This window comes from Streptomyces sp. NPDC001401 (assembly GCF_042895385.1).
Taxonomy (GTDB): Bacteria; Actinomycetota; Actinomycetes; order Streptomycetales; family Streptomycetaceae; genus Streptomyces.
In genome coordinates this window covers 225,840-250,120 of record NZ_JBIAWI010000008.1, presented here as the reverse complement: position 1 = coordinate 250,120, position 24,281 = coordinate 225,840, and the positions used below count along the sequence as shown (strand labels likewise).

At 70.6% G+C, this 24,281-nt stretch carries 19 protein-coding genes and 1 pseudogene; 7 read left to right on the top strand and 13 right to left on the bottom strand.

What is annotated here, in order from left to right:
* Positions 1-285 precede the first annotated feature (285 nt).
* Entirely contained in the window at positions 286-942 is a 657-nt protein-coding gene (locus ACFY10_RS26685; protein WP_390667727.1) for a bifunctional DNA primase/polymerase, read from the top strand.
* A gap of 82 nt (positions 943-1,024) precedes the next feature.
* Here the strand turns inward: ACFY10_RS26685 and ftsY are convergent, their stop codons facing one another.
* Complete coding sequence (gene ftsY, locus ACFY10_RS26680; protein WP_390667726.1) at positions 1,025-2,227, bottom strand: signal recognition particle-docking protein FtsY; 1,203 nt, start codon at positions 2,225-2,227, stop codon at positions 1,025-1,027.
* 106 nt (positions 2,228-2,333) lie between these two features.
* On the opposite strand from ftsY, the gene ACFY10_RS26675 reads away from it, so the two are divergent.
* Positions 2,334-3,305 carry an LLM class flavin-dependent oxidoreductase gene (locus tag ACFY10_RS26675; RefSeq protein ID WP_390667725.1) on the top strand — a complete coding sequence of 324 codons (972 nt, stop codon included), beginning with the start codon at positions 2,334-2,336 and terminating at the stop codon, positions 3,303-3,305.
* Positions 3,306-3,358: 53 nt separating this feature from the next.
* Entirely contained in the window at positions 3,359-3,736 is a 378-nt protein-coding gene (locus ACFY10_RS26670; protein WP_390667724.1) for a hypothetical protein, read from the top strand.
* 109 nt (positions 3,737-3,845) lie between these two features.
* Here the strand turns inward: ACFY10_RS26670 and ACFY10_RS26665 are convergent, their stop codons facing one another.
* The 4 genes from ACFY10_RS26665 to ACFY10_RS26650 all read right to left on the bottom strand — a co-directional run bounded on the left by ACFY10_RS26665 (position 3,846) and on the right by ACFY10_RS26650 (position 10,170).
* Positions 3,846-5,264, bottom strand: a complete 1,419-nt coding sequence (locus ACFY10_RS26665; RefSeq protein WP_390667723.1) for a sugar porter family MFS transporter — start codon at positions 5,262-5,264, stop codon at positions 3,846-3,848.
* Between the two features lie 181 nt (positions 5,265-5,445).
* Positions 5,446-9,081 (bottom strand): chromosome segregation protein SMC, encoded by a 3,636-nt coding sequence (gene smc / locus ACFY10_RS26660; protein WP_390667722.1) that lies wholly within the window; start codon positions 9,079-9,081, stop codon positions 5,446-5,448.
* A 214-nt stretch (positions 9,082-9,295) separates the two neighbouring features.
* Positions 9,296-9,505: a hypothetical protein gene (locus ACFY10_RS26655; protein WP_390667721.1), complete on the bottom strand. Its 210-nt coding sequence runs from the start codon at positions 9,503-9,505 to the stop codon at positions 9,296-9,298.
* A gap of 383 nt (positions 9,506-9,888) precedes the next feature.
* Entirely contained in the window at positions 9,889-10,170 is a 282-nt protein-coding gene (locus tag ACFY10_RS26650; RefSeq protein WP_390667720.1) for an acylphosphatase, read from the bottom strand.
* 167 nt (positions 10,171-10,337) lie between these two features.
* On the opposite strand from ACFY10_RS26650, the gene ACFY10_RS26645 reads away from it, so the two are divergent.
* Both ACFY10_RS26645 and ACFY10_RS26640 read left to right on the top strand, forming a co-directional pair.
* Complete coding sequence (locus ACFY10_RS26645) at positions 10,338-11,441, top strand: CAP domain-containing protein (protein ID WP_390667719.1); 1,104 nt, start codon at positions 10,338-10,340, stop codon at positions 11,439-11,441.
* A 67-nt stretch (positions 11,442-11,508) separates the two neighbouring features.
* Positions 11,509-11,910: a winged helix-turn-helix transcriptional regulator gene (locus tag ACFY10_RS26640; protein WP_390667718.1), complete on the top strand. Its 402-nt coding sequence runs from the start codon at positions 11,509-11,511 to the stop codon at positions 11,908-11,910.
* Here the strand turns inward: ACFY10_RS26640 and mutM are convergent.
* From mutM to recG, 8 genes and pseudogenes are all read right to left on the bottom strand, one after another.
* Entirely contained in the window at positions 11,883-12,743 is an 861-nt protein-coding gene (gene mutM / locus ACFY10_RS26635; RefSeq protein ID WP_390667717.1) for a bifunctional DNA-formamidopyrimidine glycosylase/DNA-(apurinic or apyrimidinic site) lyase, read from the bottom strand. The two genes, ACFY10_RS26640 and mutM, sit on opposite strands and share 28 nt — an antisense overlap.
* A 98-nt stretch (positions 12,744-12,841) precedes the next feature.
* Positions 12,842-13,678 (bottom strand): ribonuclease III, encoded by an 837-nt coding sequence (rnc, locus tag ACFY10_RS26630; protein WP_390667716.1) that lies wholly within the window; start codon positions 13,676-13,678, stop codon positions 12,842-12,844.
* Positions 13,679-13,685: 7 nt separating this feature from the next.
* Complete coding sequence (gene rpmF, locus ACFY10_RS26625) at positions 13,686-13,859, bottom strand: 50S ribosomal protein L32 (protein WP_003951102.1); 174 nt, start codon at positions 13,857-13,859, stop codon at positions 13,686-13,688.
* Between the two features lie 2 nt (positions 13,860-13,861).
* Complete coding sequence (locus ACFY10_RS26620; protein WP_390667715.1) at positions 13,862-14,512, bottom strand: YceD family protein; 651 nt, start codon at positions 14,510-14,512, stop codon at positions 13,862-13,864.
* Positions 14,513-14,644: 132 nt separating this feature from the next.
* Positions 14,645-15,697, bottom strand: coding sequence for an ATP synthase F0 subunit B (locus ACFY10_RS26615; protein WP_390667714.1), 1,053 nt, complete (start codon positions 15,695-15,697; stop codon positions 14,645-14,647).
* Between the two features lie 58 nt (positions 15,698-15,755).
* A complete protein-coding gene (gene coaD / locus ACFY10_RS26610; protein ID WP_361270906.1) occupies positions 15,756-16,235 on the bottom strand; it encodes a pantetheine-phosphate adenylyltransferase in 480 nt (159 codons plus the stop codon).
* Between the two features lie 26 nt (positions 16,236-16,261).
* A pseudogene (rsmD, locus tag ACFY10_RS26605) lies at positions 16,262-16,861 on the bottom strand (16S rRNA (guanine(966)-N(2))-methyltransferase RsmD); the annotation flags it as partial.
* 157 nt (positions 16,862-17,018) lie between these two features.
* Positions 17,019-19,247: an ATP-dependent DNA helicase RecG gene (gene recG, locus ACFY10_RS26600; protein ID WP_390667713.1), complete on the bottom strand. Its 2,229-nt coding sequence runs from the start codon at positions 19,245-19,247 to the stop codon at positions 17,019-17,021.
* A 167-nt stretch (positions 19,248-19,414) separates the two neighbouring features.
* Here recG and ACFY10_RS26595 point away from each other — a divergent pair, with 167 nt between their 5' ends.
* The gene (locus ACFY10_RS26595) at positions 19,415-21,271 is read left to right on the top strand and encodes an HSP90 family protein (RefSeq protein WP_390667712.1); all 1,857 of its coding nucleotides are present in this window, start codon (positions 19,415-19,417) and stop codon (positions 21,269-21,271) included.
* Entirely contained in the window at positions 21,271-24,195 is a 2,925-nt protein-coding gene (locus tag ACFY10_RS26590; protein ID WP_390667711.1) for a tetratricopeptide repeat protein, read from the top strand. The genes ACFY10_RS26595 and ACFY10_RS26590 overlap by 1 nt, the downstream gene beginning before the upstream one ends.
* Positions 24,196-24,281: the final 86 nt, after the last annotated feature.

Genomic DNA, 24,281 nt, shown 5'->3' with positions numbered 1-24,281 from the left:
TCAAAGTAATCCTACGATCACGCGTCCAGCCATGGCGATCCCGGAAACGCCACCATTCGCCACCCCTTCGAATGAACTCGCGGTGGCCTCTACGCGATTCACTTGACATAGACCGACCGGGAGTAGGCGGAGCGAAGCACTCAGGGGCGCGCACCGCCGAGTTCACCACCTGGGGCACTTCGGAGCGCCGCCTGGACCGAGCGGAGCCGGTGCGCCCGGAACACACAGGGTCACGATCCGCATCCGCGTCGTAACCACCGGCGCGTCGGACCCGTTGGAGGGGGCATGGGCTTCACGATCGGCGGTATCCGGGAGATCCGCTCCGGCTCGCGTCGGCGCGGCCGCTCCTCGGAGTGCACCGCCGTCGCCGAGTTCACGGGGCTCTGGGGCTGGGACGTGGTCCCCGGAGCCCGGGCCGCGGCGGGCGACTGTTCCTGCGGCCGGGCGGACTGCAGCGCACCGGGGGCGCATCCCCTGGAGTTCGCACCCCAGGTCCAGGCCGGCGCCACGCTCGACGAGGTGACCAAGGCGTGGAGTGAGTTTCCCGGAGCGTCCGCCATGCTCGTGGTCGGCCGGGCGTTCGACGTCATCGAGGTGGCCGAGCCCGCCGGCCGCCGCGCCCTGGTCCGCCTGGAGCGCATGGGCCTCCCCGTCGGCCCGGTCACCGCGACCCCCGAGGGCCGCGCCCAGTTCCTGGTCGCCCCCGGAGCCGCCGCCGAACTCCCCGAGCTCCTCTACCGCATGGGCTGGGACGACCCGACCTCCCTCGACCTGCGCGGCCTGGGCCTCGGTACGTACATCACGGCCCCGCCGTCCGACCGGGGCGGCCTGGGCCCGGTGCGATGGCTGCGGCCTCCCGCGCTGGATTCGGCCACGAAGCCGCCGGCGGCACGGCTGCTGCTGGGGACGCTGGCTTATGTGGCACACCGGTCGCGCGCATAGACGTACACAGCGAAGCGCCCGCTCCCAACTGCACCTTGGGGGCGGGCGCTTCTTCGTGCGCGTACCAGAGTCGGTAGGCGTCTCACTCTCCGATAAGGGCGTCAACGAACGCCTCCGGCTCGAACGGCGCCAGGTCGTCGGCGCCCTCGCCGAGACCCACCAGCTTGACCGGTACGCCCAGCTCGCGCTGGACCGCGACCACGATGCCGCCCTTCGCCGTACCGTCCAGCTTGGTCAGGACGATGCCGGTGATGTCGACGACCTCGGCGAAGACGCGGGCCTGGACGAGGCCGTTCTGCCCGGTCGTGGCGTCGAGGACGAGCAGGATCTCGTCCAGCGGGGCGTGCTTCTCGACGACGCGCTTGACCTTGCCGAGCTCGTCCATGAGGCCGGTCTTGGTGTGCAGGCGCCCGGCGGTGTCGATGAGGACGACGTCGGACCCCATCTCCTTGCCCTCCTTCACCGCGTCGAAGGCCACGGAGGCGGGGTCGCCGCCCTCCGGCCCGCGCACGGTGTGGGCGCCGACCCGCTCGCCCCAGGTCTGGAGCTGGTCCGCGGCGGCGGCACGGAAGGTGTCGGCGGCGCCGAGGACGACAGTGCGGCCGTCGGCCACCAGGACGCGGGCGAGCTTGCCGGTGGTGGTGGTCTTGCCGGTGCCGTTGACCCCGACGACCATCACGATGCCGGGCTTGCTGGTCTCGGGCTCGGTCTTCACCGTGCGGTCGAAGTCGGTGCCGACCAGCTTGAGGAGCTCCTCGCGCAGCAGGCCGCGCAGCTCGACGGGGGTGCGGGTGCCGAGGACCTTTACGCGTTCGCGCAGGCCTTCGACCAGCTCCTGGGTGGGAGCCACGCCGACGTCGGCGGTGAGCAGCGTGTCCTCGATCTCCTCCCAGGTCTCCTCGTCGAGGTGCTCGCGCGACAGGAGCGTGAGCAGCCCCTTGCCGAGAGCGTTCTGGGAGCGGGAGAGGCGGGCGCGCAGACGGACGAGACGTCCGGCCGTCGGCTCGGGAACCTCGATCTCGGGGATTTCAAGAGCGGGCGGCTCCTCGACGGCGACCGGCGCCGAGCCCTCCGGAAGATCCACCTCCTCTATCGTCCGGCGCGGTTCGTCGCGGGGTGTCTCGGCCTCGTCGCCGACGTGCGGCTCGGCCGGAGGGGCGGTGATGTCGGGCGCGGCGGGCGGCGGCGGGGGCAGCGACTTCTTCCGTCGGCTGCCGATGACGAGCCCGCCGAGCGCGCCGAGCACGACCACGGCGATGACTACAGCAAGGATGACGGTTTCCATAACGCGTCCAGTATCAGTCATGGAGTCCTGCGACACCCCTCTGGATGTCTGACACACTGTCAGCTAACGTCCCCCTCCACACCCGCTCGGTGAAGGGGGACCCCCCATGCCCGTCTCGGTCGTACGTTTCAACCTCGTCGAACCCGGTGCCACCCCCGCCTCGCTCGGCGCCCGCTACCGGGCCGCCCTGGAGATGGCCGCTTATGCCGACGACCACGGGATCACCACCGTCCAGACGGAGGAGCACCACGGCGTCGCGAACAACTGGCTGCCGTCGCCGTTCGCCTTCGCGGGTGCGGTCTTCGGTGCGACCCGGCACATCGCGGTCACCGTGTCGGCGGTCATCGGCCCGCTGCACGACCCGCTGCGGCTGGCCGAGGACATCGCCGTACTGGATCTGCTGAGCGGCGGCCGGCTGGTCACCGTCGCCGGGATCGGGTACCGGCCCGAGGAGTATGCGCATTTCGGGGTGGACTGGAAACGGCGCGGCAGGCTGCAGGACGAGCTGCTGGAGACCGTGCTCAAGGCCTGGACCGGTGAGCAGTTCGAGTACCGGGGCCGCAAGGTACGGGTCACCCCGCGCCCGTTCACCGACCCGCACCCCCTGCTCCTGGTCGGCGGTTCCTCGAAGGCCGCCGCCCGCCGCGCGGCCCGCCTCGGCCTCCCCTTCTTCCCCAGCGCGCATCTGCCGGAGCTGGAGGCGTACTACAAGGAGAAGCTCACGGAGTACGGCACCGAGGGCTGGACCATGATGCCGACCGCCGAGACCCCGCTGCTGCACGTCGCCGAGGACCCGGACCGCGCGTGGGCCGAGCACGGCGAGCACTTCCTGCACGAGGCCCGGACGTACGCCTCCTGGCAGTCCGGGGACATCCGGTCGGCGGTGAAGTCGGCGGCCACGAGCGTGGCGGAGCTGCGCGCCGAGGGCGTGTACCGGATCCTCACGCCGGACGAGTGCGTGGCGCAGGGCTTCGACAACCTCGTACTGCATCCGCTGGCCGGCGGGATGCCGGTGGAGGAGGGGTGGCGGAGTCTGCGGTTGTTCGCGGAGCGGGTGATTCCGGCGCTGGGAGGCTGAGCCGGGGCGATAAACGGTGGTCGGGCGGGGCCCGGCGGTGGTCCACTGCGGCCATGAGTCTGCTGGTGGAAGTGTTCGTCCGCGCGCCGGACGGTGAGGTACGGATACTCGACGTACCGGACGACGTGTACCAGTCCGGCGGCTTCGAGTCCTGGCGTACGACGGTGTGGGGATCGGAGTTCGTACGCTCGCTCGGTGCCCGCTTCCTGCCCGTACTGGCCGACCAGGACCTCTACGTCGAGGCCGAGGACGTACCGGAGTTCCGGCGCGAGGTCGCCCTGCTGCGCTCCCGTCTCGACGAGGTGGCCCACGGCACACAGCGGCCACGGACGGTCGAGGAGCACCGGCACCAGATCGAGACCCGGCTGCGGATCATCGAGGAGAGCATCCGCAAGGCCCTGGAGATCGGTGGCGGCGTCCTCATCTGGTGAGACATGACACCGCCGCCCCCGCCCGGACAGTGACCGGGCAGGGGCGGCGGACGGTACGAGGAGAGGGGCAGCGGGGACTTGGCCCTTCTCCCCGAGTGTGCGGGGCTGCTCAGCCCATCTCCTCCAGCGCCTTGCCCTTCGTCTCCTTCACGAACTTCAGGACGAACGGGATGGAGAGCGCCGCGGAGACCGTGTAGATCACGTAGGTCGCGGAGAGGTTCCAGTCGGCCAGCGACGGGAAGCTCGCGGTGATGGCCCAGTTGGCGATCCACTGCGCGGAGGCGGCCACGCCCAGGGCGGCTGCGCGGATCTTGTTCGGGAACATCTCGCCGAGCATGACCCAGACGACCACACCCCAGGACAGGGCGAAGAAGAGGACGAAGACGTGGGCGGCGATCAGGGCGGTCCAGCCCTGCGCGGCCGGCAGCTTGCCGTCGACCAGGTCGTACGAGAAGGCCCAGGCCTCCAGCGCGAGCCCGACGACCATGCCGATGGAACCGATCAGGGCCAGCGGCTTACGGCCGACGCGGTCCACGAAGATCATGGCGATCACGGTGCCGACGATGTTGATGATCGACGTCGTGAAGGAGTAGAAGAACGAGTCCGTCGGGTCGACGCCGACCGACTGCCACAGGGTCGAGGAGTAGTAGAACGCGACGTTGATGCCGACGAACTGCTGGAAGACCGAGAGGCCGATACCGATCCAGACGACCGGCTTGAAGAAGAATCCGCCGCCGAGGAGGTCCTTGAAGGTGGACCTGTGCTCGCTCTTCATGGCGTGCTCGATCTCGGTGACGCGGGCGTCCAGATCGTTGTGGTCGCCCTCGACCTCGGCGAGGATCTCGCGGGCGCGCTCACGCTTGCCGACGGAGATCAGGAAGCGGGGCGACTCGGGGATGGCGAAGGAGAGCAGGCCGTAGAGGACGGCCGGGACCACCATGACGCCGAGCATGACCTGCCATGCCTCGAGGCCCATCAGCTTGCCGCGCTGGTCGCCGCCGGCGCCGTTCAGCAGGCCCCAGTTGACCAGCTGCGAGATGGCGATGCCGATGACGATCGCGGCTTGCTGGAAGGACCCGAGACGGCCGCGGTACGCGGGCGGGGCGACCTCGGCGATGTAGGCGGGGCCGATGACGGAGGCCATGCCGATGGCGAAGCCGCCGACGACGCGCCAGAGGGCGAAGTCCCACAGCGCGAAGGGCAGAGCCGAGCCGACGGCGCTGATGGTGAACAGCACGGCGGCGATCTGCATGACCCGGATGCGGCCGATGCGGTCGGCTATCCGTCCGGCGTAGGCGGCGCCGATGGCGCAGCCGATCAGGGCGATGGCGATGACCTGGGCCAGGGCCGCGGAGCCGATGCCGTAGCGGTCGCGGATGGCCTCGACGGCGCCGTTGATCACGGAGCTGTCGTAGCCGAACAGGAAACCGCCCATCGCGGCCGCCGCCGCGATGAAGGTGACGCGCCCGAGATGCTCGGGACGAGCCGTTCCGGCTCCTGACTTCTGTGCCTGGGCTGTGCTGGTCACGTTCAACTCCTCGGGCCACCGGCAACGCTGCCGGGTGGGGGGACCCTTCCCGGTAGGTAATACCTGAAGGTAAAAGCAACGTTGCAGAGACTATGCCTTCAAGTTTCGAAGTCAAGTGGTCGCGACTGTGACTTTTCAGCGCAGCTGTGACGGGAATGTGTTCAACTCTTGAAGAGAATGCTCAGCGCAGCCGCTGGCTGATGACCTTCGAGACGCCGTCGCCCTGCATGGAGACGCCGTACAGCGCGTCGGCGACCTCCATGGTCCGCTTCTGGTGCGTGATCACGATCAGCTGCGAGGCTTCCTGCAGCTCCTGCATGATGCGGATCAGCCGCTGCAGGTTGGTGTCGTCGAGGGCGGCCTCGACCTCGTCCATGACGTAGAAGGGGCTCGGCCGGGCCTTGAAGATCGACACCAGCAACGCTACGGCGGTGAGTGAGCGCTCGCCACCCGAGAGCAGCGAGAGCCGCTTGACCTTCTTGCCCGGCGGACGGGCCTCGACGTCGACACCCGTGGTGAGCATGTTGTCGGGATCGGTAAGGATCAGCCGCCCCTCACCGCCGGGGAACAGCCGGCTGAAGACGCCCTCGAACTCCCGGGCCGTGTCCCGGTAGGCCTCGGTGAAGACCTGCTCGACGCGCTCGTCGACCTCCTTGACGACCTGGAGCAGATCGGCGCGGGTCTTCTTGAGGTCTTCGAGCTGCTCGCTGAGGAACTTGTGGCGTTCCTCCAGCGCGGCGAACTCCTCCAGGGCGAGCGGATTGACCTTGCCGAGCTGCTGGTACGCCCGCTCGGCGGCCTTGAGCCGCCGCTCCTGCTCAGCGCGGTGGAAGGTCTTGGGCTGGTTGCGGGGGTGCTCGGGATCCTCGGGCAGCTCCTCGCCCTCGGCGGGCGGGGACGGCGGTACGAGCTGATGAGGGCCGTACTCGGACACGAGCCCGGCCGGCTCCACGCCCAGCTCCTCCAGCGCCTTGGTCTCCAGCTGCTCGATCCGCATGCGCTTCTCGGCGCCGAGCACCTCGCCGCGGTGGACGGAGTCCGTGAGCTTGTCGAGCTCGGCCTTGAGGTCGCGGCCGGTCCCGCGGGCGGCGGTCAGCTCCTGCTCGCGCCGGGCCTTGGCGGCGTCGGCCGCGGTGCGTTCCTCCTCGGCCCGTGCGAGGGAGACCTCGACGTGCGCGAGCAACTGGCGTGCACCGGAGGCGACGGCTTCCGCCACGGACGCCTCGTGCCGCAGCCGCGCCCGGCGCTGCTCGGCACGCGCGCGTGCCTCGCGTTCCGCGCGGGCGGCCCGGTCCAGCGAATCGGCGCGCCCGGCAAGGCCCTTGACCCGCTCCTCGTGCGTACGGACCTGGAGGCGGGCCTCCATCTCGGTCTGGCGGGCGTTGGCACCGTCGGCGGCGAGACGGTCCCGTACCGACGTGTCGGGCTCCTCCTCGACCGGCAACTCCTCGGCGACGGCGAGGCGTTCGGCGAGGACCTCGACCTCTTCGAGGGCCTTGTCCAGCGCTTCTTGCGCCCGCACGGCTGCGGCCACGGAACGCTCCGCTTCGCCCGCCGCGCCCCGTGCCTGCCCGGCGAGCCGTCCGAGCTGCTGGGCAACGGCCGACTTCTCCCGGTCGGCGGCCCTGCGCTTCTCCCCCAACTCCTCTACGAGTGCGGCACATTCCCTGCGCTGCTCGGTGGCCGCGTGCTGTGCCTCGGTGAGTTCCTCGCAGCGGACGGCCAGCTCTTCGAGCTCGGCTGCGGCCTCGTCGACGGAGGCCTGCACCTCGAGGAGGCTGGGGGCGCCGGCGGAACCGCCGTGTGCGAAGTGGGCGCCGAGGAGGTCGCCTTCGGCGGTTACGGCGGTGAGGTCGGGGCGGGAGTAGACGAGGTCTTCGGCGTCTTCGAGGGTGCCGACCACGACGATGCGGTCGAGGAGACGGCGGACGGCAGGCATGAGGTCGCCGGGACCACGGACCAGGTCGGCGGCGGGAAGTGCCGCATGAGGTCGTTGGCCGTCTGCGGGTTCGTCGTGGCCGGTCGCGCCCCGCGGCGGAGCCGCAAATGGACGCTGCCCCGCGCCCCTTGGGCCCGCTGCCGAACTGCTTTCCTCCGGCGTACCCGCCAGCAGCAGCGACGCCCGGCCTCCGTCCTGCTTGCGCAGCAGGCGGATCGCGTCGGCAGCGGCCGCTGGTGAGGTGACCGCGAGGGCGTCCGCCGCCGCGCCGAAAGCCGCCGCCAGGGCTACCTCATAGCCCGGAGTCACCGTCAGCAGCTCCGCCGCCGGTCCCAGCAGCCCGGAGAGACGATCCTTCGCCCCGAGCAGCGCGCCCGTTCCGTCCTTGCGGCGCAGGCCCAGCGCCAGGGCCTCGTGGCGTGCCTGCGTAGCGGCCCGCTTGCGTTCCGCCGCCGTGGCCGCCTCCCGGGCGGCGGTCAGAGCCGCCTCCGCCTCGGCCAGCGCCGCCTTCGCCGCCTCGTGCTGCTCGCCCAGTTCCGCGTCGCCCGCGTCGAGGCCGTCGACCTCGGCCTTGAGTGCCTCGTACTCCTCCTGGGCGGCGACGGCACGCTCCTGGGCCTCGTCGCGGGCGGCGGCCAGGCGGTCGATCTCGGCCTGGGCAGAGGCGGCGCGCGAACGGGCCGCGTTGACCTGGCCGTTCAGCCGGGCGAGGCCCTCGCGGCGGTCGGCGATGGCGCGGGCGACGTCCTTCAGGCGCCGTTCTTCCTGGGTGAGTTCGCGCTCCAGCTCGGCCCGGTGCGCGACCGTGTCCTCCAGGGCCCGCTCGGCCGCCTCCAGGGCCGCTTCGAGCTCGGCTTCCTGCTCCCGGATACGGGCGGCCTCGCGCTCCATGTCCTCGGGGTCGCGACCGCGCCGCTCCTCGGGCGGCGCCGACGTCGCGCTCTTCACCCGCGCGTCGGCCAGCGAGATCGTGCCACGCACCCGCTCGGCCAGCTGCGACAGCTCGTACCAGGTCTGCTGGGCACGCTGGAGCCGCGGAGCGAGCTGCCGCACCTCGTCCTCCAGGAGCGCCTCGCGCTGCTGCGCCTTCTTCAGCTCCTGCTCGGCGGCTTCCTTGCGTTCCTTGAGCGCGGCCTCGTCCGCGACCTCGGTCTTCAGTGCTTCCCGCAGCCGTACGAGATCGTCGGCGAGGAGGCGGAGGCGGGCGTCGCGCAGGTCGGCCTGGATGACGGCGGCCCGGCGGGCGACGGCGGCCTGGCGGCCGAGGGGCTTGAGCTGGCGGCGGAGTTCGTCCGTCAGGTCCTGCACACGCGCGAGGTTGGCCTGCATCGCGTCGAGCTTGCGGAGGGCCTTCTCTTTGCGCTTGCGGTGCTTGAGGACGCCGGCCGCCTCCTCGATGAAGGCGCGGCGGCCCATGGGGTCGGCGTGCAGGACGGAGTCGAGCTGCCCCTGGCCGACGATGACGTGCATCTCGCGGCCGATGCCGGAGTCGGAGAGGAGTTCCTGGATGTCGAGGAGGCGGCAGGTGTCACCGTTGATCTGGTACTCGCTGCCGCCGTTGCGGAACATGATCCGCGTAATGGTGACCTCGGCGTACTCGATGGGCAGGGCCCCGTCCGAGTTGTCGATGGTCAGCGAAACCTCGGCACGGCCGAGTGGCGGACGCCCGGTGGTGCCGGCGAAGATGACGTCCTCCATCTTGCCGCCGCGCAGCGACTTGGCACCCTGCTCGCCCATGACCCAGCTCAGGGCGTCCACGACGTTGGACTTGCCCGAACCGTTCGGGCCGACGACACACGTGATCCCCGGCTCGAACCGGAGCGTGGTCGCCGAGGCGAACGACTTGAACCCGCGGAGGGTCAGGGCCTTGAGGTGCACGCCGCTGGACTCTACCTTCCGCCGGTATCCCACTCCATGAACCCGCGGTTTCACCCTTGAACGTGCAGGGCACACCAAACGTTAAAGAGGGTGAAAGGATGCGCGGGGGAAAGAAAGAAGGGACGCCGAAGCGTCCCTTGCAAACTCTGAACTCTGACGACTTAGCGGTTGATACGGGCGGCCCAACCACTGCTGTCGTGGTGCGATGCAGTGATCAGGTGAGCGCAGGCTCCGCCTGGTGTGCGTCGATGGTCATGCTCTCCATGATCCTGTCGTGAGAAGCGGCAGCCGCGAGCGCGTCGTTCTCCGCCTGAATCCGTACGAGCTCGGATTCCAGGTCCTGGACGCGCTGCTGGAGCCGTCGCATCTCGGCGAGGAGTCGAGGGTCGGAGCCGCCGACGTAACCGAGAAGCGCCTTTGCCATGATGGATGGTCCTCCACACTGAGTGACCGACCGAAGCGGTGTGGGTCGTGAGGGAATCGCACCCGCGGTGCTTGACACTCTTGAGTTCATGCTGCCGTTCATCCATGCCAAACAGCTAAGGTGCGCGGGGTGCTTTCAGCGTCTCACCAAAAAGTTTGACGGTCAACACGATCACGCCCTGTATTGGCGGGCAACCCGGGGGCGCGCGGCCTGAAAGCGGCGGCGCGGCGACTCCTGCGGGGCCCTCAGGGCGTAGCGATCATTCTTAGGTGCGGAGCCTGCCACGACAAGCGGTTCTTGGCAACCACCAGGCAATTTCTGCTCGGGGCACCTGCCAGTGGCATGTCCGTCCGCTTTCACCCGGGCCTCTTTACAGAATTGGCTCAGCGGATGGCGAAGCCGTCGTACCCCCCGCGGGGTGTGTCCCAGATCTCGGTGACACCGTCGACGCGGCCGGGCGTGTCGTCGCCCTGGAGCCAGCCGAGGAGTCCCTCGCACCGGTCCCGCGAGCCCTCGGCGACCACCTGAACCCGTCCGTCGCCCAAATTGAGAGCAAAACCACTCAGGCCGCCGAGCTCGAGGGCCTTGGCCCGCGTGAACCAGCGAAAACCCACACCTTGGACGCGTCCCCGCACCCAGGCGACCAGTCGCACATCCTCGCTCATGGGTGCAACCTAACCGGCCAATGTCTCTCGGGACACTTCCTCCTCTGACGCCATGCGGTACCGTCCCCACCCAATGAATCCCATATGAAACTCACTCGATCGAGTGAGTTGGGTCACCCGCAAGATCATATGGGACACGTTGATCGCAAGACGAGGAAGGCCAAGACATGGGACGCCACCGACGCTCCGCCGCCGGCCGCGCCGCCACGGGCCGCGCCACGGGGGTCACAGGTAGGGACGGCTCGTACGCGAGCAGCTACGACCCCCAGCAGTACTCGTACAGCTACGACCCGCCTCAGGCCGGCGCGGGCGACGAGCAGCCCGCCATGGGCACCGCCCCGTATCTGCACTCCACGGAGTACACCGAGGCCTCCGCGAGGAGTGCCGCGTACCTGTTCGCGACCGAGGACGACTACACGACGGTGTTCCCGGAGCACGGGCTGGCGCCCGACAAGGGCGCCCGGCGCGGGGGCGCGCGCCGCCGCCGGAAGAAGGCCGTCACGCCGGTGCGCACCGGTCTGCTCGGTGTCTCCGCCGCCGTCGCGATCGGCACGGTCGCGGTCGCCACCGGCGCGATGCCCGGCCTCGACAACTACAAGCTCGGCGGCGGCAGCTCCGACAAGGTGCAGGCAGCGAGCACGCCGACCAACTCGGCGACCGAGCAGGGCGGCACCTCCGGCAGCGCCGACGGCCGCGACCAGGGTTCCTCGACGAGCCGCGGCGCCGACCGCTCGGCCTCGCCCTCGCCGAGCCCGTCGACCTCCTCGGCCGCGCCGACCGAGGCGCCGCCGAAGAAGCAGAAGACGACGCCCACCAAGAAGCCGAAGACGACTCCGCCGAAGCAGGAGACCAAGCCGCCCAAGGAGACCACCGCCCCGGTGACGGTCTCCGCGCAGGCCGCCGCCGAGGCGGAGGTGCTCAAGCTGGTCAACGAGGAGCGGGCCAAGGTCGGCTGCAGCGCGGTCTCCGCCAACAGCACCCTGTCGGAGCTGGCCGAGAGGTTCAGCGACGCCATGGCCGCCGACGGCTTCTTCGACCACACCGACCCCAGCGGCGCCTCGCCGTGGGACCGGGCGGCGAAGCTCGGCATAAGCAACCTCGGCGGCGAGAACATAGCCCGGGGGCAGGCCGATGCGGCCGCCGTGATGGAGGCCTGGATGAACAGCCCCGGCCACCGGGCCAACATCCTGAACTGCGACTTCAAGACGCTGGGGGTCGGTGTGCACTTCGGGTCGGGTGGCCCTTGGTGGACGCAGGACTTCGGCTACTAGGCGCAGGGCACTAACTCTCGGTTAGTGCAACCTGTCGGTTAGCGCTGCGCTCAAGTAGGCTTGAGGGATGGACACCACGCAGGAGCTCACGGAGGCGGCCGACCTCCCGTACAACGTGTTCGCCAAGGCCTGTCCCTCGCGCGGCACCCTGGAGCACGTCACGGGACGCTGGGGCGGTCTGACGCTGTGCGCCCTGTTCGAGGGCTCCCTGCGGTTCAACGAGCTGCGCCGGCGCGTCGACGGCGTGAGCGAGAAGATGCTCTCCCAGACGCTGCACGCGCTGGAGCGCGACGGCCTGGTGCACCGCGAGGCCCAGCCGACGAACCCGCCCCGCGTGGACTACGAACTCACCCCGCTCGGCCACGAGGTCGCCGAGCGGCTGCTGGGCCTCGTCCATCTGGTGGAGGGCCGCATGGACGACGTCCTCGCGGCCCGCGAGCGTTACGACGGGACGCGCGGCGGCCTCTGACACTTCGGGCAGAAGTAGCTGGACCGGTTCATCCAGGGGCGCCGGCGCATCGGCGTGGCACACCTCTTGCAGGGCAGCCCCTCACGGCCGTACGCATCGAGCGACCGGTCGAAGTAGCCCGACTCCCCGTTGACGTTGACGTACAGGCTGTCGAAGCTGGTGCCGCCCACGGCGAGCGCCTGGTTCATCACATCCCTTACGTGGCCGAGGAGTTCGGCGGTGCGCGGGCGGGTGAAGTTCGCGGTGGGGCGTTCGTAGTGGATGCGGGCGCGCCAAAGGGCCTCGTCCGCATAGATGTTGCCGACGCCGCTGATCAACGACTGGTCGAGCAGGGCCCGTTTGATGGTGGTGCGCTTGCGGCGCAGGGCCTGGTGGAAGGCCTCGTCGTCGAAGAGCGGGTCGAGTGGGTCGCGTGCGATGTGCGCGATGACGTCCGGCAGACCGTCGGGGGTGTTGTCGTGCAACGACAGGCCGCCGAAGGTGCGTTGGTCGACGAAGCGGAGTTCCGTCGCAAGGTCGTCCGCGAAACGGACGCGGATGCGCAGGTGCTTCTCGTCGGGGGCCGCGTTCGGCTGGACCAGCAGCTGGCCGCTCATGCCGAGGTGCGCGAGGACCGACTGGTGGGTGTCCTCCAGGGGCAGCCACAGGTACTTGCCGCGGCGGCCGGGGATGCCGATGCGGTGGCCCTTGAGGCGGTGCGCGAAGTCGTCGGCGCCGGCGATGTGACGGCGTACGGCACGCGGGTGCAGCACCTCGGCGTCGGCGACGACGCGGTGGGCGACCCACCGCTCCAGGCCGCGCCGGACGACCTCGACCTCGGGCAACTCGGGCATCGGGACCCCCGTAACGGACCGGTATGAGCCGAGCGCCCGCCCCGGGGAGGGACGGGCGCTCGGGTGCGCTGTTCGTCAGAGACTGTCAGAGACTTTCGTCAGGCGGAGACGGATGACGGGCCTTCGCCGTCCTCGGCGGCCTTCTCGGCCGCCGCTTTCTCGGCGCGCTCGTCCGCCGCGGCCCTGATGGACCGCCACGCGGATTCCGCGGCCTGCTGTTCCGCCTCCTTCTTGCTGCGGCCGGTGCCGGTGCCGTACGAGACGCCTCCGACGCGGGCGGCAGCAGTGAAGGTCTTCTCGTGGTCGGGGCCGGTCTCCGTGACCAGGTACTCGGGCACGCCGAGGCTCTCGGTCGCGGTGAGCTCCTGGAGGCTGGTCTTCCAGTCCAGGCCGGCTCCGAGGTTGGAGGACTTCTCGATCAGCGGATCGAAGAGCCGGTGGACGAGCTCGCCCGCCGCTTCCAGACCCTGGTCGAGATAGACAGCGCCGATCACCGCTTCAAGGGTGTCGGCGAGGATGGACGCCTTGTCCCGGCCGCCCGTGCCCTCTTCGCCCCGGCCGAGCCGGATGAAGGAGCCCAGGTCGAGCCCACGGCCCACCTCCGCCAGCGCACGCGAGTTGACCACCGCGGCCCGCAGCTTGGCCAGCTGGCCTTCGGGCAGGTCGGGGTGGGTGCGGTACAGCGTGTCCGTGACCACGAGACCGAGCACGGAGTCCCCGAGGAACTCCAGCCGCTCATTGGTCGGCAGACCGCCGTTCTCGTACGCGTACGAACGGTGGGTCAGCGCTCGCACCAGAAGGGCGGACTCGAGCTTGTACCCGAGCCGCCCTTCCAGAAGCGTGTGGGACGAGGCTGTGTTGTCCGACTTTTTCCTGGCGGTTGGGTCCGCCATGGCGTCATCCGCCTTCTTGGCAGTGGACACGGTGCCTCTCACCAGCCGCTCAGACCTCGAGGACCTGGCGCTTGTTGTAGGTGCCGCAAGACGGGCACGCAATGTGCTGCTGCTTGGGCTCGTGGCAGCGCTCGCACGCAACCAGGGTGGGGACCGCAGCCTTCCACTGCGACCGGCGGTGGCGCGTGTTGCTGCGCGACATCTTCCGCTTCGGAACAGCCACGGCTACTTCTCCTGCTTCTCGTCGACGCCCGCTTCCGCTTCGGCGCCGCTCATCTCGTCCTTCTCGCCGTCTCCGAGTGAACCGGCGAGTCCCTGCAGTGCCGCCCAACGGATGTCGACGGCGTCGTGGTGGTGGTCCGGGTCGTCCGTGAGCCGGGCTCCGCACTCGGAGCACAGGCCCAGGCAGTCGTCCTGGCACACCGGCTGCATCGGCAGTGCGAGCACCACCGCATCGCGCAGCACGGGCTCGAGGTCGAACAGGCCGTCCTCGATGAAGAGCCTGTCCTCGTCTTCCTCGGCGTCGTCGGCCGGCTCCGCCTTGGGGCGGCCCCGGTCGTCGGCGTCAGGGTACGAGAACATCTCCTGGAATTCCGCTTCGACGTCCAGCTGAAGCGGCTCCAGACACCTTACGCACTCCCCCTCGGCCTGTGCACGGGCGGTGCCTGTGACAAGCACCCCTTCCATGACCGACTCGAGTCGGAGTTCGAGCTCCACCGGGGCGCCTTCCGGCACTCCGATGACTCCCGCGATCCCGAGATCCTTGGGAGCGTCGATCTCACGGGTCAGGCGCTGCAGCGCACCTGGCCGCCGCCCCAGCTCGTGTGTGTCGAACACGAGAGGCTTGCGGTGGTCGAGGCGGGCGTTCAGGGCCATTCCTGCTTTCGATCTTCTAGCTCAGAGGGACGCTGCCCCTCGGTGTCCCTGGGCAGCGCTGATCGCGGACGTGCACGCGACCGAAGAGCCAGGATACTGGACCTTTCGCTCACGGCCCAATCCGGTGGCTGCTTACTGGCCGCGCCCCTGTTCGTAGGCTCTCAGCTGCTCGGGCGTGATCATGCCGGTGTCGAAGAGACTGGTCTCGTCGAGCGCGTACGACTGGTGCGCCTGCTGCGTCTGATGCCCCTGCTGCGCCTGGTTGGGGTCGTACGGCGCCTGCTGGGCGTCGTAGCCCTGGTAGGCATACGGATCGGCCTGCTGGTAGCCGTACGCGTCCTGCTGGCCGTAGCCCTGCTGCTGGTAGCCGCCGGCGTAGGGGTCGGCCTGCTGCTGATAGCCGTACGCCGGCTGCGGCTGGCCGTAGTCCTGCTGCTGGGCGGGCTGCTCGGCCGGGGGCTTCTGTTCCGTGACGGCGGCGAGGTCGGCCAGGTAGTCGGCGTCGCTGGAGTGCTGGAAGGACGTGGAGTCGTCGGCGAGGGCGCCGAGGTCGTCGGTGGCGATCCGGCCGTGCAGCTTCTGGCGGCCCTTGCCGACGGCCTCCAGGGTCTTGGTGAGGACCGCCTCGAAGGCACCGAGCTTGGTGTCCACGTAGGTGTCGGCGTCCTTGCGCAGGGTCTCGGGGTCATGGCTGCGCTCGGGGGCGTCCTCGTCCTCGTAGCCCTGCTCGTCCAGGCCGGGGCCGGTACCGAGGAGCTTTTCGCGGCCGCGGCCGACGGAGCCGATGGTCTTGGTGAGGACGACCTCGAAGTTGGCGAGCTTGGAGTCGACGTAGTCGTCGGCCTCGGCGCGGATCTCCTCCGCCTCCTGGCGGGCCTCGGTGAGGATGCGGTCGGCCTCGGCCTGGGAGCGGCGGGCGACCTCGGTGTCGGAGATCAGCGAGCCGCGCTCGGCGTGCGCCGTGGAGATGATCCGGTCGGCCTCCTGGCGGGCCTGCTCGACCATCTGCTCGCGGTCGCCGATCAGCTCCTGGGCCTGCGCGAGGGAGCCGGGCAGCGCCTCGCGCACCTCTTCCAGCATCGAGAGCAGTTCGGCGCGGTTGACCACGCACGAGGCCGACATGGGCATCGACCGGGCGCCGGAGACCGCGGCGACGATCTCGTCGAGCTTCTTCTGCACGTCCACCGTGTGCTCGCCACTCTCTACCGATGTGTTGGAGACGGACGGGACGACTGTAGCCCCATCAGTCCTTGCGCAGGCGTTTGTTGAGGGCCTCGAGAACCACCGGCGGAACCAGGTGGGAGACGTCGCCGCCCCAGGTGGCGACCTCCTTGACCAGGGAGGAGGAGAGGAAGCTGTAGGTGGGGTTGGTGGGCACGAAGAGTGTCTCCACGCCCGTCAGGCCGTTGTTCATCTGGGCCATCTGCAGCTCGTAGTCGAAGTCGCTGACCGCGCGCAGGCCCTTGACGATGGCCGGGATGTCGCGCTCCTTGCAGTAGTCGACGAGGAGACCGTGGAAGGCCTCGACGATCACGTTGCCGTACTCGGCGGTGACCTGACGGATCAGGTCGATCCGCTCGTCGATCTCGAACAGGCCCTTCTTGGACTTGTTGATCATGACCGCGACATAGACCTCGTCGTACAGACGAGAGGCGCGGGAAATGATGTCGAGGTGTCCGTTGGTGATCGGGTCGAACGACCCGGGACAGACGGCGCGGCGCACTTGAGATCCCTCGCTCTCCGGTCCGGTCATCGTGCGTCTTCGCACGTAGAGGCGGCGCGACCGTACCAAAACGTTCCCTCGCCGTAGCGACGGGCCCGGATCGCTTCGAAGCCGTCCGGCCACCTGAATTCGCCGCCTCTGGTGCTGCGCTCCACGGTGACGAGGGCGTCGGGCGCGAGCCAGCCTCCCGAGCGGAGTGTGAGGAGAATCTCGCGAAGATCGTGATCTGGGACAACGTACGGCGGATCGAGGAAGACGATGTCGTACGGGTCCGCCGGCGCCGGCGTCTGGATGATCTGTTCGGCTTTGCCCGCCCTCACTTCGGCGCCGGGGAGGCCGAGAGATTTCACGTTCTCGCGGATGACGCGGGCCGCTCGGGCGTCGGCCTCGACGAGGAGGGTGTGTCCGGCGCCGCGGGAGAGTGCCTCCAGGCCCACGGCTCCTGAGCCCGCGTAGAGGTCGAGGACGCGTTCGCCTTCCAGGGGGCCGCCGAGGAGGGACTGCCAGGTGGAGAAGAGGGCTTCGCGTGCGCGGTCTGATGTTGGGCGGGTTCCGGTGCCGGGTGGCACGGAGAGGCGCCGTCCGCCTGCCCGGCCGGCGATCACGCGGGTCATTGTCGGGGTCCTTGTTCGTGGGCGGCTTTCGGTTCAGTTTGGCAGGCCTACCGGGTGGGTGCGTCTTCGCCGTCGGCGGGTGCGGGTTTGTTGTGGCTGGTCGCGCCCGCCCGGCGGTAGCCGCATATGGATTACAGCCCCGCGCCCCTGAAAGAGAAGGGCGGCTCCCCTAGCCCTTTTCCAGGTACTGCTCCCTCTCCTCGTCCAAGAGGGCGTCCAGAGCCGTCCGCAGGCCCGGAAGTTGGGTCAGCTCCGGGTCCGCCGCTACGACCGCCGCCGCCTCCTCTCTCGCCTCCGCGATGACCTCCTCGTCCTCGATGACCGCCAGGACCCGGAGGCTGGAGCGGGCGCCGGACTGGGCCTGGCCGAGGACGTCGCCCTCGCGGCGTTGTTCCAGGTCGATGCGGGAGAGTTCGAAGCCGTCGAGGGTGGAGGCGACCGCGGTCAGGCGCTGGCGGGCTGCGCTCGCCTCGGGCATCTCGGTGACCAGGAGGCAGAGACCTGCCGCCGAGCCTCGGCCTACCCGGCCGCGGAGCTGGTGGAGCTGGGAGACGCCGAAGCGGTCGGCGTCCATGACGACCATCGCCGTGGCGTTCGGGACGTTGACGCCGACCTCGATGACCGTGGTGGCGACCAGGACGTCCGTGTCGCCGGCGGCGAAGCGGCGCATGACCGCGTCCTTGTCGTCGGGGTGCATACGGCCGTGCAGGACCTCGACGCGGAGGCCCTGGAGAGGGCCTTTGGCGAGTTGGTCGGCCACTTCGAGGACGGCGAGCGGGGGGCGCTTCTCGGCCTCGTCCTCGGGGGATTTCTTCTTGCCGGACTTCTTCGGGTCGGCCGGTTCATCGATGTCGTCGCCGATGCGGGGGCAGACGACGTACGCCTGATGACCGTTCCCCACCTCCTCGCGGACGCGCTCCCAGGCGCGGGACAGGAAGTGGGGCTTGTCGGCGGCGGGGACGACATGGCTGGCGATCGGGGAGCGGCCGGCGGGGAGTTGGTCGAGGACCGAGGTCTCCAGGTCGCCGAAGACGGTCATGGCGACCGTGCGTGGGATGGGCGTGGCCGTCATGACGAGGAGGTGCGGGGGCTGCTTGCCCTTGCCGCGCAGGGCGTCGCGCTGTTCGACGCCGAAGCGGTGCTGTTCGTCGACGACGACGAGGCCCAGGTCGTGGAACTGGACCTTGTCCTCGATCAGCGCGTGCGTGCCGATCACGATCCCGGCCTCACCGGTGACCAGGTCGAGCAGGGCCTGACGGCGGGCGGCGGCGCCCATGGAACCGGTCAGCAGCACCACCTTGGTGGAGTGCTCGGTCCCGCCCAGCATCCCGCCCTCGGCCAGCTCGCCCATCATCTCGACGACGGAGCGGTGGTGCTGCTGGGCGAGGACCTCGGTGGGCGCGAGCATGGCCGCCTGACCGCCGGCGTCGACGGTGGCGAGCATGGCGCGCAGGGCCACCATTGTCTTTCCGCTTCCGACCTCCCCCTGCAGCAGCCGGTGCATCGGATGTTCCGTCGCCAGGTCGTCGAAGATCTCCTTGGAGACCTTCAGCTGGCCCTCGGTGAGGGTGAAGGGGAGGCGGTCGTCGAAGGCGGTGAGGAGGCCGTCGGGTTTGGGTTTGCGGGCGACCGCCGGGAGTTGGGCGTCGGCGTGCCGGCGGCGGGCGAGGGCCACCTGGAGGACGAAGGCCTCGTCCCACTTGAGGCGGGCCCGGGCGTCCTCGATGTCGGCCTTGGTGTGCGGGCGGTGGATCTTGAGGAGGGCCTCGGGGAGGGAGACCAGGTCGCGGCCCTCGCGGAGAGAGTCCGGGAGGGGGTCGACGGCCTCCTGGGCAGTGGGGAGGACTGTCTGCAGCGCCTTGCCGATCTTCCAGGACTCCAGTTTGGCCGTGGCCGGGTAGATGGGGATGAGGGCGCCGGCCCAGGTCTCGACTGTTTCGTCGCTGTCGCCTCGTAGCAACTCGTAGGCCGGGTGGGCCAGTTGGAGGCGGCGGTTGAAGACGGAGACCTTGCCCGCGAACATCGCGCGTGTGCCCGGCAGGAGTTCCTTGTGGGGCTTGTGGACGCCGTGGCCGAAGAAGACCAGCTGGAGGCGGCCGCTGCCGTCGGTGATGGTGACCTCGAGGCGCTGGCCCTTGCCGCGGGGGGCCTTGGCGGAGGCGAAGGTGTGCAGGCGAGCGTCGGCGACCATGGCGACCACCGTGACGTGCTCCTCCAGGGGGAGGTCGGCGAGGTGGGTGAGCTGGCCGCGCTCCTCGTATCTGCGCGGGTAGTGGTGCAGGAGGTCGCCGACGGAGTTCAGGCCGAGGTGCTCGGCCATCACCTTCGCGGTGGCGGGGCCGAGCACTGACTTCAGTGGTTGCTTCAGTGGTTCTTCCAGTGCGGGCACGAGATCCATTGCACACCACACCACTGACAATCCCGTATACGTCCCGGGAAACCCCTGGTCAGGCGGCTCGTTCCGGCCTTAGGATGGCGCGCTCCGGCCATCCCCCGCGGTCACCGCCCCACCAGGGACCGCCCGACCCCGCGCCGTCGCGAACTCCTCCCACCGGCGCTGCGACGATGGACTCCCAGACCTCGAAGTCATCCCAGCCGTCCCAGTCACCCCAGCCGCCTCATACGTTCCAGGTCGACCTGCGCGGTCTGGTGGACCTGCTCTCTCATCACCTCTACTCCAGCCCCAAGGTCTATCTGCGGGAGCTGCTCCAGAACGCCGTGGACGCCATCACCGCCCGGCGCGCGGAGCAGCCCGACGCGCCGGCCCGGGTGCGGCTGTATGCGCATTTCGAAGGGGGCACTGCCCTGCGTGTCGAGGACACGGGGGTCGGGCTCACCGAGGCGGACGTGCACAGCCTGTTGGCCACCATCGGGCGCAGTTCCAAGCGGACCGACGGGATCGCCGACGGGATCCAGGAGGTCCGCTCCGAGTTCCTCGGGCAGTTCGGCATCGGTCTGCTGGCGTGTTTCGTGGTCGCCGAGCGGATCCGGGTCGTCAGCCGCAGCGCCCGTACGCCGGACGCGGCGCCCGTGGAGTGGACGGCGAGCGACGACGGTTCGTACACCGTGCGGACGCTGCCGCACGAGGCTCGGCCCGAACCGGGCACCACCGTGCACCTGGTGGCGCGGGCGGGGGCCGGCGAGTGGCTCGCGCCCGAGCGGGTGCTCGCGCTGGCGCGGGACTTCGGGTCGCTGCTGCCGTACGACGTCCGGGTCGGCGAGGAGGCGGTCACCGACCTCCCGGCGCCCTGGGACCGGTCGTACCCCTCCCCCGCCACCCGGCGTGTGGCCCTGGCGCGGCACTGTCACGAGCTGTTCGGCTTCACCCCGCTCGACTCGATCGAGCTGGACGTGCCGCTCGCCGGGATCCGGGGCGTGGCGTACGTCCTGCCTTCGGCGGTCAGCCCGGCCCAGCGGGCGACGCACCGGGTGCACCTCAAGGGCATGCTGCTGACCGAGCGGGCCGAACAGCTGCTGCCGGACTGGGCGTTCTTCGTGCGGTGCGTACTGGACACCGACAGTCTGCGGCCCACGGCCTCGCGCGAGTCGCTGTACGAGGACGAGACGCTGGCCGCCGTACGGGAGGCGCTGGGCGAAAGGATTCGGTCCTGGCTGACCGGGCTCGCGGCCGGCGATCCGGAACGGCTGGAGGCCTTCCTGTCGGTGCACTCCCTGGGTGTGAAGTCCCTCGCGCGGCACGACAGGGAGATGCTGCGCACGATGCTGCCGTGGCTGCCGTTCGAGACCACCGACGGGCAGCTGTCGCTGGAGGAGTTCGCCCAGCGGCACCCGGTGGTGCACTTCACGCGGACCGTGGAGGAGTACCGGCAGGTCGCGCCGATCGCGTCCGCGCAGGGCGTCGGGGTGATCAACGGCGGTTACACGTACGACAGTGAGCTGGTCGAGGCGCTGCCGTCGGTGCGGCCCGGGACGGTGGTCGCGGAGCTGGACGCCGACACGGTGACCGCGCATCTGGACGCGGTCGACCCGGCCGAGGAGCTGGCCCTGTCCGGCTTCCTGGCGGCCGCGCGGGCGAAACTCGACCCCCTGGGGTGCGATGTGGTCCTGCGGGCCTTCCACCCGCTCTCCGTTCCCGCACTGCACCTGGACGACCGCGCGGCCCGCCACGAACAGGCCCGCGCCGAGGCCGAGGAACAGGCCGACGACCTCTGGGCAGGCATCCTGGGTTCGCTCCGCGGCAGCGCCCCACGCGCGCGTCTCGTGCTCAACCACCTCAACCCGCTGATCCGGCGGATCAGTTCGCTCGGCGACCCGGAACTGATCGGCACCGCCACCGAGTCCCTGTACGGGCAGGCACTGCTCATGGCGCAGCGGCCGCTGCGGCCGGCGGACACGGCGCTGCTGAACCGGGCGTTCATCGGCCTGCTGGAATGGGCGACCCACGGGGAGGACGGCAACTGATGAGCGAGATCACGGACTTCGACTCGCTGCGCCGGGCGATGGCGGAGAACTCCGAGCGGCCGGAGGGCCCGGCACGCAACGCGCGCGCGGAGCAGCTCCTTGCCGAGGCCGAGAAGCTGGGCATCCCGCTCGCCGTGATCGAGGCGCTCGGACACCAGCTGAAGGTCTACAACTACAGCTCCGAGAAGGACAAGATGTTCGTCCCCTTCGCGCGCCTGCTGCGCATGTGGGACGAGCGGCCCGAGGACTTCGACGAGTACGAGGTGCACTCGCTGCACTGGGTCTTCAAGTGGATGTCGTCCGGCATGCTCGACCAGCCGCATGTGCCGCTCGCCTCGATCGAGAAGTGGCTGGGCGAGATGGAGCACCGCTACCGGCTGGCCGGGCACTCCGAACGGGCCGTGCGCAGTGCCGAGTTCAGCGTGGCCGCGCACATCGGGGACATCGCGCGCGCGGAGCGGGCGTACGCCGCGTGGCTGGCCGCCGACCGGGACAGCATGGCCGACTGCCACGCGTGCGAACTGCACGGGCAGGGCTGGTGGCAGGCGGAGCAGGGGCGGGACGCTCAGGCCCTGCTGCTGTGGCGGCCGGTCCTGGAGGGCGAGTTCACGTGCGCGCACGAGCCGCACACGGTGCTCGCGTCGTCCCTGACGCCCCTGCTGCGGCTCGGCCGCACGGACGAGGCGCGGGCCAACCATCTGCGGGGCTTCCGGCTGGCACGGGGCATGGAGAGCATGCGGGGTGCGTACGCGGACCACGTGGAGTTCTGCGCGCTGACCGGCAACGAGGCCCGCGGCCTGGAACTGCTCGCGGAGCGGCCGGCGTACTTCACGGACACCGGGCATCCGCGCAGCAGGATGGACTTCCTGAGCGTGGTGACGCTGCTCATGGAGCGGCTGGGCGAGGCGGGCCTTGCCGACCGTCAGGTGCCCGGACCGGCCGGCCGGACCTGGACGGCGCGCGAACTCGCCACGCACGCGCGTGCGGAGGCCCTCGCCCTGGCCGCGCGTTTCGACGAGCGCAACGGCAACTCGTACGTCACCGAGCGGGCACGCGCGCGCATGGCGCAGCGTCCGCTGGCCGACCGGCTGCCGCTCGGGGTGCGGGCGACGCGCCCGGTCTCCGCGCCCCCGGTGCCGCCGGAGGCCGTGGCCGCGGACGCGCCGGACCTGCCCGCCCTGCTGGCCGCGGCACGCCGGCTGTCGGACACCCTCCAGCCGAACGCCATGGACGCCTGGGCGGCCGTCTCGCGCGCCGCGCAGGGCGTCGAGCTGGACGCCCGCGACCGCGCGGAGATCGCCGACCACGAGGCGATGGACCGGGGCCCCGAGGGCGCCGCACTCTTCGAACGGGCCGCCGAGCTGTACGCGGAGGCCGGTGACCCCGGTGAGGCGCTGGCGGCACGCACGCGTGCGGCATACGTACGCGCTCTGTCGGGCCAGGTGGACGCAGCGCTGGCGGCGGTCGCCGAGCCCTACGACCAGGTCCTGGCGCTGTACGCCGACGACGCCACCGGTGTACGGCAGACGGCGTCCGTGCTGATGGGACGGGCGCGGATCCTGATGCGGCGGGTGCTGGAGGCGGGCGAGCCGGCCGGGGAAAGGGTTCTCGCCGACGCCGAGAGCGCCGTACGCGAACTGCTCGCGCTGGTCGGCGGGTACACCGGGGACGACGTGCGGATCGCCTCGCGGGAGGCCGAGGCTCAGGCCATGCTCGCGGATCTGGCGATGCGCGGCGGCGACCTGGAGGCGGCCGTGGAGCTGCTTGGGCGGGCCACGGCCGGCTTCGTCGGGGCCGGGCTGCCGTGGTTCGCGGTGGAGTACGAGGCGCGGCTGGCCGGGCTGGCGCATCACCTGGGCGACATCTCGGGGGCGGAGCAGGCACTGCGGGCGGCCCTGGAGCACGGCGGGGCGCATCTGGAGGCGGTCGGGCGGGCCCAGCTGCACCTCCAGCTCGCCGAGGTGCTGGGCGGCCGCGGACTGTCCGTGGAGGCCGCCGAGCACGCCCTGGAGGCGGCGCACTGGGCCGACGAGGCGGGCGAGGGCCCGACGCTCGGCGCCTGGGCGCGGCACCAGCTCGGCGGGTTCCTGCTGCGCCAGGAGCGGTGGGCCGAGGCCGCGGAGGTGCTGGAGTCGGCGCTGCCCGACCTGAGTGCCGAGACGCACGGCGACGGCGCCGTCGTACAGACGCAGTGGTGGCTCGGCGACTGTCTGAGCGAACTCGGCGAACACCGCGAGGCGGCCGAACGGCGCCTGCAGGCCGCGGAGATCGCCAAGGAGTGGCCGGAGCAGCACGACCACGCCACGCTCGCCCACCTCGCCGCCGAGTCCCTCGGCGCGGCGGGACTGCCCGCCGAGGCGGACCGGGCGTACGCGCGCGCGGGCGACCTGTGGCGCTCGCTCGGCAACGTCCACGGCCTCGTACGCTCCCTGCGCGCCCGCGCGTGGCTGGCGCTGCGCGCGGAGGACGGGACGGGCGCGGCACGGGAGTTGATGGCGGACGCGGTCGGGGAGTGCGAGGCGGCGCTGGACACCGCCGGGACCGACGAGGAGGCGCGGCAGCGGCTCGTCGCCGAACTCGGGCACACCCGCCGCCAGTTCGGCGACCTGCTCGCCCGTTCCGCCACGGAGGACGCCGACGACGACTCGATCCGGGCCGCGCTCGAAGACGCCCTGTCCCAGGTCACCGAGGCGATCGCGGTGTTCGCCTCCCTGGGTGACGACGCCCTGGACAGCCGCACCGGCGCCGAACTCGCCGCGGGCTGGCTGGAGTCCGACCTCGGCCGCCCCTCCCGGGCGGCGGCACGCGCGCGTGCGGTCCTCGCGGCGTACGACGGTGCCGGCGCCGAGGACGAGACCGCGCAGGGGCGACGGGCGGAGGCGGAGCAGATGCAGCAGGTGGTGGAGGAGCAGGAGGCCGGCTGAGGGCCGGGAAACGGGGCGGCCAAGGCCGGGAGCTCCGGGGCCGACGGAGGTCAGGAGCCCCGGGACCAGCTGAAACCAAGGGCCCC

Bases quoted from the DNA above. Each gene is read 5' to 3' on its own strand.
- recG (WP_390667713.1), bottom strand. From the start codon at position 19,247: ATGGATCTCGTGCCCGCACTGGAAGAACCACTGAAGCAACCACTGAAG.
- ACFY10_RS26675 (WP_390667725.1), top strand. From the start codon at position 2,334: ATGCCCGTCTCGGTCGTACGTTTCAACCTCGTCGAACCCGGTGCCACC.
- ACFY10_RS26620 (WP_390667715.1), bottom strand. From the start codon at position 14,512: ATGGCCCTGAACGCCCGCCTCGACCACCGCAAGCCTCTCGTGTTCGAC.
- mutM (WP_390667717.1), bottom strand. From the start codon at position 12,743: ATGCCCGAGTTGCCCGAGGTCGAGGTCGTCCGGCGCGGCCTGGAGCGG.
- ACFY10_RS26685 (WP_390667727.1), top strand. From the start codon at position 286: ATGGGCTTCACGATCGGCGGTATCCGGGAGATCCGCTCCGGCTCGCGT.
- ACFY10_RS26645 (WP_390667719.1), top strand. From the start codon at position 10,338: ATGGGACGCCACCGACGCTCCGCCGCCGGCCGCGCCGCCACGGGCCGC.
- ACFY10_RS26650 (WP_390667720.1), bottom strand. From the start codon at position 10,170: ATGAGCGAGGATGTGCGACTGGTCGCCTGGGTGCGGGGACGCGTCCAA.
- ftsY (WP_390667726.1), bottom strand. From the start codon at position 2,227: ATGGAAACCGTCATCCTTGCTGTAGTCATCGCCGTGGTCGTGCTCGGC.
- ACFY10_RS26655 (WP_390667721.1), bottom strand. From the start codon at position 9,505: ATGGCAAAGGCGCTTCTCGGTTACGTCGGCGGCTCCGACCCTCGACTC.
- ACFY10_RS26640 (WP_390667718.1), top strand. From the start codon at position 11,509: ATGGACACCACGCAGGAGCTCACGGAGGCGGCCGACCTCCCGTACAAC.
- ACFY10_RS26590 (WP_390667711.1), top strand. From the start codon at position 21,271: ATGAGCGAGATCACGGACTTCGACTCGCTGCGCCGGGCGATGGCGGAG.
- ACFY10_RS26670 (WP_390667724.1), top strand. From the start codon at position 3,359: ATGAGTCTGCTGGTGGAAGTGTTCGTCCGCGCGCCGGACGGTGAGGTA.
- ACFY10_RS26595 (WP_390667712.1), top strand. From the start codon at position 19,415: ATGGACTCCCAGACCTCGAAGTCATCCCAGCCGTCCCAGTCACCCCAG.